Origin of the sequence: Paractinoplanes atraurantiacus (assembly GCF_900215205.1) — a bacterium.
Classification (GTDB): Bacteria; Actinomycetota; Actinomycetes; order Mycobacteriales; family Micromonosporaceae; genus Actinoplanes; species Actinoplanes atraurantiacus.
Window position 1 is genome coordinate 1,046,432 of record NZ_OBDY01000001.1, and the last position, 15,069, is coordinate 1,061,500.

The 15,069-nt window shown below is 71.7% G+C and carries 12 protein-coding genes and 1 pseudogene; 10 read left to right on the forward strand and 3 right to left on the reverse strand.

Annotated features, from left to right (window positions below; all coding sequences use genetic code 11):
- Window positions 1-8 precede the first annotated feature (8 nt).
- Window positions 9-1,631 (forward strand): acetolactate synthase, encoded by a 1,623-nt coding sequence (locus tag CRP55_RS05035; protein WP_097318220.1) that lies wholly within the window; start codon window positions 9-11, stop codon window positions 1,629-1,631.
- On the opposite strand, the gene CRP55_RS05040 is transcribed toward CRP55_RS05035, so the two are convergent.
- The 3 genes from CRP55_RS05040 to CRP55_RS05050 form a co-directional block, all read right to left on the reverse strand.
- Window positions 1,628-1,969: a PLDc N-terminal domain-containing protein gene (locus CRP55_RS05040; protein WP_097318221.1), complete on the reverse strand. Its 342-nt coding sequence runs from the start codon at window positions 1,967-1,969 to the stop codon at window positions 1,628-1,630. The genes CRP55_RS05035 and CRP55_RS05040 overlap by 4 nt on opposite strands.
- 293 nt (window positions 1,970-2,262) lie before the next feature.
- The gene (locus CRP55_RS05045; protein WP_097318222.1) at window positions 2,263-2,583 is read right to left on the reverse strand and encodes a DUF202 domain-containing protein; all 321 of its coding nucleotides are present in this window, start codon (window positions 2,581-2,583) and stop codon (window positions 2,263-2,265) included.
- Between the two features lie 81 nt (window positions 2,584-2,664).
- Window positions 2,665-3,045, reverse strand: coding sequence for a YidH family protein (locus tag CRP55_RS05050; RefSeq protein WP_245922784.1), 381 nt, complete (start codon window positions 3,043-3,045; stop codon window positions 2,665-2,667).
- Between the two features lie 366 nt (window positions 3,046-3,411).
- Between CRP55_RS05050 and CRP55_RS05055 the strand changes: the two genes are divergently transcribed.
- From CRP55_RS05055 to gatA, 9 genes and pseudogenes are all read left to right on the forward strand, one after another.
- The gene (locus tag CRP55_RS05055; protein WP_097318224.1) at window positions 3,412-4,191 is read left to right on the forward strand and encodes an electron transfer flavoprotein subunit beta/FixA family protein; all 780 of its coding nucleotides are present in this window, start codon (window positions 3,412-3,414) and stop codon (window positions 4,189-4,191) included.
- Window positions 4,192-4,203: 12 nt separating this feature from the next.
- A complete protein-coding gene (locus CRP55_RS05060) occupies window positions 4,204-5,127 on the forward strand; it encodes an electron transfer flavoprotein subunit alpha/FixB family protein (RefSeq protein ID WP_097318225.1) in 924 nt (307 codons plus the stop codon).
- Between the two features lie 70 nt (window positions 5,128-5,197).
- On the forward strand, window positions 5,198-6,373 hold the full coding sequence (locus CRP55_RS05065) for a cysteine desulfurase family protein (protein ID WP_097318226.1): 1,176 nt from the start codon (window positions 5,198-5,200) through the stop codon (window positions 6,371-6,373).
- Between the two features lie 20 nt (window positions 6,374-6,393).
- A pseudogene (gene mnmA / locus CRP55_RS05070) lies at window positions 6,394-7,455 on the forward strand (tRNA 2-thiouridine(34) synthase MnmA); the annotation flags it as partial.
- A gap of 199 nt (window positions 7,456-7,654) precedes the next feature.
- The gene (locus tag CRP55_RS05075; RefSeq protein WP_097318751.1) at window positions 7,655-8,659 is read left to right on the forward strand and encodes a uroporphyrinogen decarboxylase/cobalamine-independent methonine synthase family protein; all 1,005 of its coding nucleotides are present in this window, start codon (window positions 7,655-7,657) and stop codon (window positions 8,657-8,659) included.
- Window positions 8,660-8,733: 74 nt separating this feature from the next.
- Complete coding sequence (ligA, locus tag CRP55_RS05080) at window positions 8,734-10,980, forward strand: NAD-dependent DNA ligase LigA (protein ID WP_097318228.1); 2,247 nt, start codon at window positions 8,734-8,736, stop codon at window positions 10,978-10,980.
- Window positions 10,981-11,138: 158 nt separating this feature from the next.
- A complete protein-coding gene (locus tag CRP55_RS05085) occupies window positions 11,139-13,217 on the forward strand; it encodes a putative bifunctional diguanylate cyclase/phosphodiesterase (RefSeq protein ID WP_097318229.1) in 2,079 nt (692 codons plus the stop codon).
- A 78-nt stretch (window positions 13,218-13,295) separates the two neighbouring features.
- Window positions 13,296-13,595, forward strand: coding sequence for an Asp-tRNA(Asn)/Glu-tRNA(Gln) amidotransferase subunit GatC (gatC, locus tag CRP55_RS05090; RefSeq protein ID WP_097318230.1), 300 nt, complete (start codon window positions 13,296-13,298; stop codon window positions 13,593-13,595).
- 5 nt (window positions 13,596-13,600) lie between these two features.
- Window positions 13,601-15,064: an Asp-tRNA(Asn)/Glu-tRNA(Gln) amidotransferase subunit GatA gene (gene gatA / locus CRP55_RS05095; protein ID WP_097318231.1), complete on the forward strand. Its 1,464-nt coding sequence runs from the start codon at window positions 13,601-13,603 to the stop codon at window positions 15,062-15,064.
- The last annotated feature ends 5 nt before the right edge of the window (window positions 15,065-15,069 follow it).

Here is a 15,069-nt window from a genome sequence, read left to right on the forward strand (position 1 = left end):
TGCTGGACATGGCTGAGGTGATCGAGGGGCACGGCGGAGATCTGGCGCTGGCGGCCCTGCGTGCGTACGGCGTGACCGAGATGTTCACTCTCTCCGGCGGGCACGTGTTCCCGCTCTACGACGCGGCGCACAAGACCGGATTTCCGATCTACGACGTACGCCACGAGCAGTCCGCGGTCTTCGCGGCCGAGGCCGTGGCCAAGCTGCAGCGGCGCCCCGGGCTCGCCGTGCTCACCGCCGGACCCGGCGTGACCAACGGCATCTCCGGCCTGACCAGCGCGTTCTTCAACGCCTCGCCGGTGCTCGTGCTGGGCGGCCGGGCGCCCGCGTTCCGCTGGGGGTCGGGCAGCCTCCAGGAGTTCGACCACGTGCCGCTGGTCAAGACGATCACCAAGTACGCCGCGACGGTCGGCGACACCGACGCCATCGCGGGCGAGATCGGGGCCGCGCTGACCTCGGCGCTCACCGCCCACCGCGGCCCGGCCTTCCTCGACCTGCCCCTGGAGGTCGTCTTCTCGACCGGCGAGGCGGCCGCGCCGGGCACCCCGGCCATCCCGGTGATCGAGCCGGATCCTTCGCTGGTCGAGGAGACCGCCCGCCTGCTGGCCTCCGCCGCGCGGCCGGTGATCATCGCGGGATCGGACGTGTGGGGCGGTGACGCGATCGACGCTCTGAAAGCGGCCGCCGAGGCGCTTCAGATTCCGGTCTTCACCAACGGCATGGGCCGGGGCGCGCTGCCGCCGTCACACCCCCTGGCCTTCGCCAAGGCGCGGCGGCCCGCCCTCAACGAGGCCGACGTGGTCTGCGTGATCGGCACGCCGCTCGACTTCCGGCTCGGCTTCGGCGAGTTCGGCGAGGCCCAGGTGGTGCACATCGTGGACGCGCCCTCGCAGCGCGCCACACACGTGACCCCGGCCGTCGCGCCCACCGGTGACCTGCGGCTGATCCTCACGGCGCTGGCCGACCACACCGGCGACCGGGCCGACCACTCGGAGTGGATCGACGGTCTGCGCTCGGCCGAGGACGCCGGCAAGGCGCGCGACGCCGAGGCGATGGCGGCCGAATCCGACCCGATCAAGCCGGCGCGGGTCTACGGCGAACTGCGCAAGATTCTGGCGCCGGACGCGGTGACGATCGGCGACGGGGGCGACTTCGTGTCGTACGCCGGAAGGTATCTCGAGCCGTCGCAGCCCGGCACCTGGCTCGACCCCGGCCCGTACGGCTGCCTCGGCACCGGAATGGGTTATGCCATGGGAGCCCGGGTCACCTATCCCGGCCGGCAGATCTGCGTGCTCTTCGGCGACGGCGCGGCCGGTTTCTCCCTGATGGACGTGGAATCGCTGGTCCGGCAGCGACTCCCGGTGGTCATGGTGGTCGGCAACAACGGCATCTGGGGGCTGGAGAAACACCCCATGCAGGCCATGTACGGGTATGACGTGGCCGCCGACCTGCAGCCCGGCCTGCGCTACGACGAGGTGGTCCGTGCCCTCGGCGGCGCCGGCGAGACGGTGGAGAAGGCGTCCGGCATCGGCCCGGCACTCGAACGGGCCTTCGCCGCGGGCGTGCCCTACCTGGTCAACGTGCTGACCGACCCGGCCGACGCCTATCCGCGGTCGTCGAACCTGGCCTAGTCCTCCTCGCCCTTGTTCAGCTCCTTCTCCCACTGGGCGAGCATCTCGCTGTCCCGGCGGGATTTCTCGGTGTCGACCGACCGCAGGAAATCGGGGTCGTCGTCGGGGGAGGAGGGCCGCGACGCGTGACGGCGGACGGGGCCGCCCTCCGTCGGCGGCGGCAGGGGCCGGCCCCAGACGAAGTACGCGATGGGGCCGAGCAGCGGGATCAGCAGGATCACCAGAACCCACACCAGGCGCGGCGCGTTACGCACCCGATCGGCCGACAGACAGCTGATCAGCGCCAGCACGAAGAGCACCAGCTGCACGGCAGCCAGGAGGATGAACAACCGGACCATGAGGCAATGATGACGCGCCCCGGCGCTTCCGGCGACGATCAGAGCATGACAACCGGACCAAAATGGTCGGCGCCGCCCCCTCGAGGGCCCGTACGCAGCACCTCCGCGCCGTTTCCGGCCTAGCCCTCCTCCTTCCCCTTCCTGTCCTCTCGCGCCCCCGGCCGTCCTCTCGCGCCTTCCTGTCCTCTCGCGCCTTCCTCTTCCCTTCCCTCCTCGCGCCCGCGCTCTTCGCTTCTCCTCGCGCCCGCGCTCTTCGCTTCTCCTCGCGCCCCCTCTCCCTCCCCGGCGGGGGTTCAGAGGGCGATGACCAAGCCGCCGAGCAGGGCGAAGGCCAGGGCGAGAAGGGCGAAGGCCGGCACGGTGCGGCGTGCCGGCCTGGGCGGGATCGAGGTCAGCCCCCGCGCTCGCCGGTAGGCGATGGCCACCATCACCGCCCAGCCGAGGAAAATCAGGGCGGCCGCGATCCACCGCCCGGCGTGGGCGGGGTGGGTGATGGCCGGTCGCAGGGCGAGCAGGGCGACCGCCGCCGCCGAGAGGGCGGTGCGGCGCCAGGCCAGGCGGGTCCGCTCGGCGGCGGCGCCATGATCGGCGGTCCGGGCCGCGGCGTCATCCACGGCCGCGCCTCATTGCATGGCCGCGCCTCATTGCATGGTCGCGCGTCAGTCCGCGGTCGCGCGTCAGTCCACGGCTGCGGATCATTCCTTGGCCGCGTTGATCAACACTGTGATGATCAGGAGCAGGGCGCCCAAGGCGACGACCATCGCCAGGATGGCCGGGAACTTCGAGCCGGGCAGCTCCTCGCCCAGGCGCATGGCCCTCTCCGTACGGGCCCAATGGTCGACCGCTCGCAGGGCGACCACGCTGCCGAGCAGCAGCAGGGCGATGGCCAGGCCCTCGCGCAGGAACGTGATGGGCAGCGGCGGCAGGAACTGGGCGCAGGCCAGCCCGCCGGCGATCAGCGCCAGGCCGGTGCGGATCCAGGCCAGGAAGGTGCGCTCGTTGGCCAGCGAGAACCGGTAGTCGGGCGTGCGGCCGACGGTCGGCGTCTTCTCCGGATCGAACCACTCCCGTAACACCTGTTGATTATTGACCGCGGAGGTCCAGAAGGCGGGCCCACAGCATGCGGACTTCGTCACTGACGCACGCCTCGCGGGGCCGGCCGCATCGGCACCAGGGTGAGTCGGGTCCGGCACGTCCATGGGTGTCCGGCGCAGGGCCGTCCAGGCGTGGGGGAGTATGTGAGTCGGACGGAAGCACACCGTCGACCAGCGGAGCGATTTGGCCGGACATATCGCGACACCTCCTTGCCCTGATCGTAGTCGTCTTGCGGGCGGGACGGGTGAGGTGAGTCACTACTAGGTGCACGCCACGTGCAACTTACTGACGGGTAACCTGGCGGGTGTATGGGCCGGCGGTCATAACAGGAGGGTCGTAAAAGCGCGATGAACATCGTCGTACTGGTGAAGCAGGTACCCGACTCCGGTGCCGAGCGCACCCTGAGCTCGCAGGACTTCACGGTCGAGCGTGCCTCGGCGAGCAACGTCATCAACGAGATGGACGAGTACGCCATCGAGGAGGCGTTGAAGATCAAGGAGGCGCACGGGGGCGAGGTCACCGTGCTGACCATGGGCCCGGGCGGCGCGACCGAGTCGATCCGCAAGGCGCTGTCGATGGGCCCGGACAAGGCCGTTCACATCTCCGACGACGCGCTGCACGGCTCCTGCGCCGTGGCCACCTCCAAGGTTCTCGCCACCGCTCTCGGCCAGCTGGGCGCCGACCTGATCCTCTGCGGCGCCGAGTCGACCGACGGCCGCGTGCAGGTCCTGCCCCACATGATCGCCGAGCGTCTCGGCATCGCGGCGCTGACCGGCGCCCGCAAGCTCACCGTGGACGGCTCGCAGCTGACCGCCGAGCGGCAGACCGACGAGGGCTACGAGGTCGTCACCGCGGCCACCCCGGCCGTCGTCAGCGTCTGGGACACGATCAACGAGCCGCGGTACCCGTCCTTCAAGGGCATCATGGCCGCCAAGAAGAAGCCGGTGCAGGCCCTGGCCCTGTCCGACCTGGGCGTCGACGCGGGCGAGGTCGGCTTCGCCGGCGCCACGTCGCAGGTGCTCGAGTTCGCCAAGCGCCCGCCGCGCTCGGCCGGCACGAAGATCACCGATGAGGGCGACGGCGGCACGCAGCTGGTGTCGTACCTCGCCACCGAGAAGTTCGTCTGAGAGGGGCCGGTCATGGCTGAAGTTCTTGTCGTCGTGGAAGGCTCCGTCAAGAAGGTCACGCTGGAGCTGCTGACCATCGCCCGCACGCTGGGCTCACCCTCCGCCGTCGTCTTCGGCGACGTCGACCAGGCGAAGCTGGCCGAGTACGGCGCGGAGAAGATCTACGTGGCCGAGGCGTCCGACTACCTCGTTGCCCCCAAGGCGACCGTCGTGGCTTCGCTCGTACGCCAGAAGCAGCCGGCCGCCGTCCTGCTGGGCTCGACGCAGGAGGGCAAGGAGATCGCCGGCCGCCTGGCCGTCAAGCTCGACAACGGCCTGCTGACCGACGCGGTCGAGGTGGCCGCCGACGGCACCGCCACCCAGGTCGCGTTCGCCGGCTCCACCATCGTCAAGTCGAAGGTCACCAAGGGCCTGCCGATCGTGACCATCCGCCCCAACTCGGTCACCCCTGAGCCGTCGGCCGCGACCCCGGCCGTCGAGCAGGTCACAGCCGAGCTGTCCGAGGCCGACAAGCTGACCAAGGTCGTCGAGCGGGTCACCGAGACCAAGGGCTCGCGCCCCGAGCTCACCGAGGCCGGCGTGGTCGTCTCCGGTGGCCGCGGCGTCGGCAACGCCGACAACTTCAAGTTGGTCGAGGAGCTGGCCGACCTGCTCGGCGGCGCCGTCGGCGCGTCCCGCGCGGCCGTCGACTCGGGCTTCTACCCGCACCAGTTCCAGGTCGGCCAGACCGGCAAGACCGTGTCGCCGCAGCTGTACGTCGCGCTCGGCATCTCCGGCGCGATCCAGCACCGGGCCGGCATGCAGACCTCGAAGACGATCGTCGCGGTCAACAAGGACCCCGAGGCCCCGATCTTCGAGCTGGCCGACTACGGCGTGGTGGGCGACCTGTTCAAGGTTGTGCCCCAGGCCGCCGACGAGATCCGTAAGCGGAAGTAACAGTGCTCACGCACGAGCGGCCCGGCGCTGTGCGCCGGGCCGTTCGCCGTCAGGCATAAGCTTCATCGTGATGGCCTACTTGGATCACGCGGCGACCACGCCGATGCTCGCCGAGGCGCTGGAGGCGTATGTCGCCGCCGCCCGCGAGGTCGGCAATCCGTCGTCCCTGCACGCGGCCGGCCGGCACGCCCGGCGGCTGGTCGAGGAGTCCCGCGAGCGCATCGCCGCGGCCCTCGGCGCCCGCCCGTCCGAGGTGGTCTTCACCAGCGGCGGCACCGAAAGCGACAACCTGGCGACCAAGGGCATCTTCTGGGCCCGCCGGTCGGCCTCGCTCAACCACAACCGCGTCGTGGCGTCCGCGGTCGAGCACCACGCGGTCATGGACGCGGTGGAGTGGCTCGGCACGCACGAGGGCGCCCAGATCAGCTGGCTGCCGGTCGACTCCGGGGGCCGGGTCGACCCGTCCGCCGTGGCCGCGGTCATCGACCAGTACGCGGACGAGATCGCCGTGATCAGCGTCCAGTGGGCGAACAACGAGGTGGGCACGCTCCAGCCGGTGCACGAGCTGGCGGCGCTGGCCGCGGCGGCGGGCATCCCGTTCCACACCGACGCGGTGCAGGCGGTCGGCCAGGTGCCGGTCGACTTCACGGCGAGCGGCGCGGCGGCGATGACGGTCACCGGCCACAAGGTGGGCGGCCCGGTCGGGGTGGGTGCGCTGCTGCTCGGCCGCGACGTGGCCTGCACGCCGCTGCTGCACGGCGGCGGCCAGGAGCGCGACGTCCGCTCGGGCACGCTCGACACCGCGGGGGTGGTGGCCTTCGCCACGGCCGTCGAGACGACAGTCAAGAGCCAGGTGGAGTACGCGGCCAGGGTCGGCGCCCTGCGCGACGATCTGGTGGCCCGGGTCCGCGCCGCGGTCCCCGACGTCATCTGCAACGGGATGACCGGCGACCGGCTGCCCGGCAACGCGCACTTCAGCTTCCCCGGCTGCGAGGGCGACGCGCTGTTGCTGCTGCTCGACGCCGCGGGCATCTACTGCTCGACGGGCTCGGCCTGCTCGGCCGGCGTGGCCCAGCCCAGCCACGTGCTGATCGCCATGGGCGCCGACGACGACCGCGCCCGCTCCTCGCTGCGCTTCACCCTGGGCCACACCTCGACCACCGCCGACATCGACGCCCTCGTGGCGGCCCTGCCCGGCGCGGTCGAGCGCGCCCGCCGCGCCACGGCCTGGAAGACGCCCCGCTGAGGCCGGATACGCTTACCGGCATGCGAGTACTAGCGGCCATGTCGGGCGGGGTCGATTCCGCCGTTGCCGCCGCGCGCGCCCACGACGCCGGTCACGACGTCACCGGGGTGCACCTGGCGCTGGCGCGAAACCCCCAGACCTATCGGACGGGCGCGCGAGGCTGCTGCACGCTGGAAGACTCCCGTGACGCGCGCCGGGCGGCCGACGTGATCGGCATCCCGTTCTACGTGTGGGACATGGCCGACCAGTTCCACGAGAGCGTCGTCGACGACTTCGTCGCGGAGTATGCGGCGGGCCGCACGCCGAACCCCTGCCTGCGCTGCAACGAGAAGATCAAGTTTGAGGCGGTGCTCGACCGGGCGGTCGCGCTCGGCTTCGACGCCGTCGTCACCGGCCACCACGCCCGCCTCGGCGCCGACGGCCTGCTGCGGCGCAGCGTCGACCACGCCAAGGACCAGTCGTACGTGCTGGCCGTGCTCACCGGCGATCAGCTGTCCCGGGCCGTCTTCCCGCTCGGCGACTCGACCAAGGCGCAGGTGCGCGACGAGGCGGCCGCGCGCGGCCTGGCCGTGGCCGACAAGCCCGACTCGCACGACATCTGCTTCATCGCCGACGGCGACACCAAGGGCTTCCTCCAGCGCAAGCTGGGCGAGGCCCCGGGCGACATCGTCGACGGCCGTACGGGCGAGAAGCTCGGAACCCACGACGGCGCGTACGCGTACACGGTCGGCCAGCGCAAGGGCCTCGACCTCCGCGTGCCGGCGCCGGACGGCCGCCCCCGCTACGTCCTGTCGATCACCCCGGTGACCAACACGGTGACGGTCGGCCCGCGCGAGGACCTCGAGGTCGACGTGGTGACCGCGACCCGCCCGATCTGGCACGGCGCCGAGACCCCGGTCGAGTGCGACGTCCAGCTGCGCGCCCACGGCGAGGTGGTCCCGGCCGTGGTGACCGTCGCCGACGGCACCCTGACCGCCCGCCTGCTCTCCCCGGCCCGGGGCGTGGCCGCCGGCCAGGCGATCGTGGCCTACCGCCGCGACCCGGCGGCCGGCGACATCGTCCTGGGCTCGGCCACCATCACCGAGGGCACGGCCTCGGAAGCGCTGCGTCCCTCGGCGCCTGCCGCGCCCTCCGCTTCCGCGCCCTCCGCCTCCGCCTCCGCCTCCGCCTCTGCCTCTGCGCTCTCCGCTTCCGCGCCCTCCGCCTCCCCTTCCCGTGATGATCTTGCGGTGAGGGCCGGCGGGTCTGTGGCTGTCGCGGTCGGTGCTTCCGGTGACGACCGTGGCTGATTTCCCATGGCCGGTCGGAGCGGCGACCGGGATCGGGTCGTTGCCGGGGACGGACATCGCCGAGGCGCAGCGGATCGTCTTCGGGGAGCTGCCCCTCCTGCCCCATCTGGCCGAGCTGCCGGCTCGCGGGCCGGGGGCCGACATGATCGGGCGCAGCGCCGGGTTTCTCGTGGAGCTGCCGGTGCAGCTCTATGCGGGGCGGTGGCAGGTGGCGCCGCGGGCCGGGAAAGACCTTCGGCGGACGGCCGATCTGCTCGAACGCGACCTCGACCAGCTCACCGAGCAGGGTGACGGGTTCACGGGGACGGTCAAGCTCCAGTCGGCCGGGCCGTGGACGCTGGCGGCGAGCATCGACCGGCCGATCGGCGGGCGGCTGCTGCGCGATCCGGGTGCCGTGCGTGATCTGACCGACTCGCTGGCCGAGGGGCTGCGCAAGCACGTCGACGAGGTGCGCAAGCGGCTGCCCGGTGCGAGCCTGCTGCTGCAGATCGACGAGCCCTCGCTGCCGGCGGTGCTGGCCGGGCGGGTGCCGACCGAGAGTGGGCTCGGCGCCTACAAGTCGGTCGACGGGGCCGACGCGGCCACGGCGCTGCGAACGATCGTCGAGGCCGTCGGGGTGCCCGTCGTCGCGCATTGCTGTGCACCGGACGTACCCCTGCAAGTCTTTAAAGACGCGCGGAGCGTGGCCGTCGCGCTCGACCTGTCGTTGCTCAAAGATCTCGACCCGCTGGGTGAGGCCATCGAGGCCGGGATCGGGCTGTTCGCGGGGGCCGTGCCCTCGACCGGCCAGGCTTCCTCGGGTGATCCGTCGACGGCCGGCAAGCGTACGGCCGAGCGGGTCTCGACGCTGTGGAAAAGGCTCGGGTTCCCGGCGGCCCGGTTGCCGCAGCAAGTCGTGATCACGCCGGCCTGCGGGCTGGCGGGGGCCACCGAGCCGTACGCGCGAGAGGTCTTGACCGCCTGCCGTGAAGCCGCGCGGAGGCTGGCCGAGGCCTGATCGCGGCGCGCGGTCACCAAAATGTCAGAGGTGGCGACTACCGTTCCCCTAGAAGGTCGAGCTAGGGGGTCACGGTGCCTGATCAGGCGAAATCGAAGCAGGACAGCGACGAGGCCGTCGTCGCCGGTCCGACCGCCGAGCAGGAGGCCGCCGCCGGCAAGGATCCGACGCCCGAGGCGAGCGCGCGCCACGCCGAGCTGAGCGACGAGCTGCGCGGTCATCAGTACCGCTATTACGTGCTCGATTCGCCGACCGTCTCCGACGCCGAGTTCGACAAGCTGCTGCGCGAGCTCGAGGCGATCGAGACCGAGTTCCCGGCGCTGCGCACGCCCGACTCGCCGACGCAGAACGTGGGCGGCACCTTCTCCACGCTGTTCACACCGGTCGAGCACGCCGAGCGCATGCTCTCGCTCGACAACGTCTTCGACGACGACGAGCTCAGCGGCTGGGTCGACCGCACGGTGCGCGACGCCGGCGGTCCGGTCGAGTTCATCTGTGAGCTCAAGGTCGACGGCTTGGCGATCAATCTGACGTACGAGAAGGGCCGTCTCGTCCGCGGTGCCACCCGGGGCGACGGGCGCACCGGTGAGGACGTGACGTCGAACGTCCGCACGATCCGCGAGATCCCCGAGCGGCTGGCCGGCGACAACCCGCCCGACCTGCTCGAGGTGCGCGGCGAGATCTACTTCCCGGTGTCGGCCTTCGCCGATCTCAACGCGTCGCTGGTCGAGCAGGGCAAGGCGCCGTTCGCCAACCCGCGCAACGCGGCCGCCGGCAGCCTCCGGCAGAAGGACCCGCGCGTCACCGCGTCCCGCGGCCTGCGCATGGTCGTGCACGGCATCGGGGCCCGGGAGGGTTTCACGCCGGCGTCGCAATCGCATGCGTACGAGGCCCTGAAGTCCTGGGGTCTGCCGACCAGCTCCCGGTGGAAACTGGTCGACGGCCTCGACGGCATCCGCGAGTTCATCGCGTACTACGGCGAGCATCGCCACGACGTCGAGCACGAGATCGACGGCGTGGTCATCAAATGCGACTCGGTGGCCATCCAGGGCCGCCTCGGCTCGACGTCGCGGGCGCCGCGCTGGGCCATCGCCTACAAATACCCGCCCGAGGAGGTCACGACCAAGCTCCTCGACATCGCGGTGAACGTCGGCCGCACCGGCCGGGTCACCCCGTTCGCGGTCCTCGAGCCGGTCAAGGTGGCGGGCTCCACTGTCGCGCAGGCCACGCTGCACAACGCGCGCGAGGTCGAGCGCAAGGGCGTGCTGATCGGCGACACGATTGTGCTGCGCAAGGCCGGCGATGTGATCCCCGAGGTACTCGGCCCGGTCATCGACCTGCGCCCCGACGACGCGCACCCGTTCGTGATGCCGACGCACTGCCCCGCCTGCGGCACCAAGCTGGCGCCGGCGAAAGAGAGCGACATCGACATCCGGTGCCCCAACACGCGGTCGTGCCCGGCCCAGCTCCGCGAGCGCGTCTTCCACTTGGCCGGCCGGGGCGCCTTCGACATCGAGGTGCTCGGCTACAAGGCCGCGCAGGCCCTGCTCGACTCCGGCGTCATCACCGACGAGGGCGAGTTGTTCGCGTTGACCGAGGACCAGCTGCGCCAGTCTCCGTTCTTCGTCAACCAGGACGGCAGCCTGGGTACGAACGCGGTGAAGCTCCTGGAAAACCTCGAGGGCGCCAAGGACCGTCCCTTGTGGCGGGTGTTGGTCGCCCTCTCGATCCGCCATGTGGGCCCGACCGCGGCCCAGGCCCTGGCCCGCCAGTTCGGCTCGATGGAGGCCATCGAGGCCATCGTGGCCGCCCCGCCCGGCAGCGCCGAGGAGGCGGCCGCGGTCGAGGCCGCCGGCGCCGAGACCACGACCCCGGCCAAGGCCAAGGCGGAGCCGGACGTGCTGTCCTCGGTGGAGGGCGTCGGCCCGACGATCGCCGAGAGCCTGCGCGAGTGGTTCACCGTCGACTGGCATCGCGAGATCGTCCGCAAGTGGCGCGAGGCCGGCGTCCGCATGGCCGACGAGCGGGTCGACGAGGGCCCCCGTCCGCTCGAGGGCATGACCCTCGTCGTGACCGGAACGCTCGCCACCTACTCCCGCGACCAGGCGACCGAGGCCGTCACCTCCCGGGGCGGCAAGGTGAGCGGCTCCGTGTCGAAGAAGACGGCTTTCGTTGTGGTCGGCGACAACCCGGGAAGCAAATACGACAAGGCCATCTCCCTGAAGGTTCCGGTGCTCGACGAGGAGGGTTTCGCCGTCCTCCTGGCCGACGGCCCCGACGCGGCCCGGGAGGTGGCCGAAATCGGCGGCGATGAGACCTGACACCTGAGCGATGCCGTCACTCGAAGGGAGTAATTTGGGTTTATTGCACGTTTGAGGGCTTATGCCGATTTGATAACGGCAAAGCGGTTTCGCGGCGAAAAGACCATGTGGATCTATCGTGAGAACGATCGGTTGATCGACGCCATGGTGGAGGTCGCATGGACGCCGCACGCCCCCGCAACTCCACGGCGAACCGCCGCCTTGCCGAGCTCTGCCCTGCCGTCGAGCCGGGGGCGGATGAGCGCCTGAACGGGCCCAAGCGGCGGCGCGCGCTGATCGTCACCTGGGGGCTGGCGTTCGTCGTCGACGGGCTGCTCTGGCTCGGAGGGCGCGACGGGTTCGGGGAACTGCCGGCGGCCTACTGGCTCATGGGGGCGCTGGCCGTCGTGGTCGACGCCCGGCCCTATGTCGTGGCCAACCGGCGGGCCAGCTCGGTGATCCTGCCGTCGATCTGCTTCACCTTCGCCATCGCCCTGGCGTGGGGATTCGGGGCGGCGCTGGCCGTTCAGATCGTCGCCGTCGCGGTGGCCGGGGTGCGGATGCGGCAGCCGGTCCGGCGGACCCTGCATCTGGCGCTGCAGCATACGGTGGCGTTGGCGGCCACCAGCGCGGTGGCGGCTCTCGTCTCGCTGCGGATCGGACCCCGCTACGACTGGGACGACGCGCTTCTGACCGTGGCCGCGGCCACTGCCTGGATCGTCGCCCGGTACGGGCTGGCGGCTGTCGTGGCGCGGGCCGTGGCGGAGCGCACGCGGACCCGGTGGCGCCAGCGCGGGGTCGAGGTGCTGGCGACCGGGGCCCTGCTTCTGCTCGGGCCGGTGGTGCTGGCCACCGCTCAGGTCGGGCTCGCCTTCGTACCACTAGTTCTCCTTGCTCTTCATGCCGTGCACCGGATGGTCCGGTCGGCGGGGGAGTTCGAGCGGGCCTCCCGGGTGGACGCTTTGACGGGGCTGCCCAATCGCCGGGCGCTGCACGCCTCCGTCCTCTCGCAGGGCAGGGGGAAGAGGCTTGCGCTTCTGCTTCTCGATCTCGACCGATTCCGTACGGTCAATGACGCCCTCGGGCACAGCGTGGGAGACCGCCTGCTCGTGGAGGTCGCGCGGCGGCTGGCGGCGGTGGTTCCGGCCCACGATCTGGTGGTGCGGCTGGGCGGGGACGAATTCGCGGTGCTCGCCACGCGGGTCGACGGGGCGCCCGGCGCGCGCCGCATCGCGCACCACCTGGCCGAGGCCCTCAACCGGCCCTTCGCGTTCGACGGCATGCCGGTCGACGTGTCGGCCTCGATCGGGATCGCCCTGCAGCGGGAACCCGGCGGTGACGGCTCGACGCTGCTGCGGCAGGCCGAGACCGCCATGTACGACGCCAAGCAGCGCGGGGACCAGGTCGCCGTCTACGGCCCGGACGCGGCCCACCACTCGCCCGACCGGCTGGCCCTGCTGGCCGACCTGCGGCACGCGCTGCGCGAGGACGCGCCCGACGACGGGATCACGCTGTTCTACCAGCCGCAGATCGCCATCGCGACCGGCGAGGTGGTCGGGGTCGAAGCCCTGCTGCGCTGGCGGCATCCGGAGCGGGGCCTGGTCGGCCCGGAGGAGCTGATCCGGGTCGCCGAGCCCACCCCGGTCATGCGGTTGCTGACCGAGCGGGTGCTGCACGACGTGACAGCCCAGCTCGCGCAGTGGCGGGAGGCCGGACGGCCGATGCGGGCGGCGGTCAACGTGAGCGCCCGCGACCTGCACGCCGGTGACATCGCCGATCGGGTCGAAGATCTTTTGCGGTCGTACGGCGTACCGGCCGACCTGCTGCAACTGGAGATCACCGAGAGCGCGTTGATGGCCGACCCGCACCGGGTGCTGAACACGATCACCCGCCTCGACCGGATGGGCATCGCCATCTCCCTGGACGACTTCGGCACCGGCTATTCGTCGCTCCAGCACCTGCGCCGCCTGCCCCTGGCCGAAGTGAAGATCGACCGCTCGTTCGTCCTCGGCATGGCCACCGACCGCGGCGACGCCGCCATCGTCCGCTCGGTGATCGACCTGGCCGAGGCCCTGGGCCTGCGCGCCGTGGCCGAGGGCGTCGAGGACGAGCGCACCTGGCGCCTGCTGGCCGAGGCCGGCTGCCACGCCGCACAGGGCTGGTTCCACGCCCGACCCATGCCCGCCTCCGACCTGGCCGTCTGGCTCTCCCGCTACCGCCCGGTCCGCCTGCCGCGGGCCGCACTGCCGAGTTCTTGACGGTCCCGGCCACAGCCTGCGCCAGCGGGCGAAATAGACTCCACCCGTCAGCGTCGCATTCGAGAAAGTAGGGGCAGGATGGCCGCCATCTCCCGCGAAGAGGTCGCGCATCTGGCGCGCCTGTCGCGGCTCGCCGTGACCGAGGAGGAACTGGACCGGTTCGCGGGGCAGCTCGACGTGATCCTCCAGTCCGTCGCCCGGATCGGTGACGTGGCGGCGGATGACATCCCGCCGACGTCGCACTCCGTGCCGCTGACGAATGTGTACCGCGACGACGTCCCGCAGCCGTCCCTCACCCAGGAGCAGGCGCTCTCCGGCGCGCCCGACGCCTACGAGGGCCGTTTCCGGGTGCCGCGGATCCTGGACGAGGAGGACTGACCGCCGTGACCGATCTGACCAGGATGACGGCGGCCCAGCTGGCGTCGGCCATCGCCTCGAAGGAAGCCTCGGCCGTCGAGGTCACCACCGCCCACCTCGACCGGATCGACGCGGTCGACGAGCGCGTGCACGCGTTCCTGCACGTCGACCGCGAGGGCGCGCTGGCCGCGGCCGAGCGGGTCGACCGGGGCGAGGTGACCGGTCCGCTGGCCGGCGTGCCGATCGCCGTCAAGGACGTCATCGCCACCAAGGGCGTGCCGACCACGGCCGCCTCCAAGATCCTCGAGGGCTGGCGCCCGCCGTACGACGCGACGCTCGTCGAGCGGCTGCGCGCGGCCGGCACGGTGATGCTCGGCAAGACCAACATGGACGAGTTCGCGATGGGCTCGTCGACGGAGTATTCGGCGTACGGGCCCACGAACAACCCGTGGGACCTCGGGCGCATCCCCGGCGGCTCCGGCGGCGGCAGCGCGGCCGCCCTCGCCGCGTACGAGGCCCCGCTGGCCATCGGCACCGACACCGGCGGCTCGATCCGCCAGCCGGGCGCGGTCACCGGCACGGTCGGTGCCAAGCCGACGTACGGCGGCACCTCCCGCTACGGCCTCATCGCCTTCTCCTCGTCGCTCGACACGCCCGGGCCCTGCGCCCGCACGGTCGAGGACGCGGCCCTGCTCCACTCGGTGATCGCCGGGCACGACCCGCGCGACTCCACCTCCATCCCGCAGCCGGTGCCCGACGTCGTCGCCGCCGCCCGCCGCGGTGGCTCGGGCGACCTGGCCGGCGTCAAGCTGGGCCTGGTCAAGGAGTTCGCCGGCGACGGCTCCGAGCCGGGCGTGCTGGCCGCCTTCCACGAGTCGCTCGAGGCCCTGGTCAAGCTGGGGGCCGAGGTAGTCGAGGTGTCCTGCCCGCACTTCCAGTACGCGCTGCCGGCCTACTACCTGATCGCCCCGAGTGAGGCCTCGTCCAACCTGGCCCGCTTCGACGGTGTCCGGTACGGCCTGCGCACCGGCGACGACGGCAAGCACTCGCTCGAGGAGGTCATGTCGCTGACCCGCGAGGCCGGTTTCGGCCCCGAGGTCAAGCGCCGGATCATCCTGGGCACGTACGCGCTGTCGTCGGGCTACTACGACGCCTACTACGGCCAGGCCCAGAAGGTCCGCACGCTGATCACCCGCGACTTCGAGTCGGCCTTCGAAAAGGTCGACGTGCTGGTCTCGCCGACCACGCCGTTCGTCGCGTTCCCGTTCGGCTCGCGCACCTCCGACCCGTACCAGATGTACCTGGCCGACCTTTTCACCATCCCGACCAACCTCTACGGCGGCCCGGCCATCTCGGTCCCCTGCGGCCTCTCCGAGGGCCTGCCGGTCGGCTTCCAGGTGATGGCGCCGACCATGGCCGACGACCGGATGTACCGCGTCGCCGCCGCCCTCGAGTCGGCGGTCGGCACCTTCACCCCGCCCGCGCTGTGACGGAT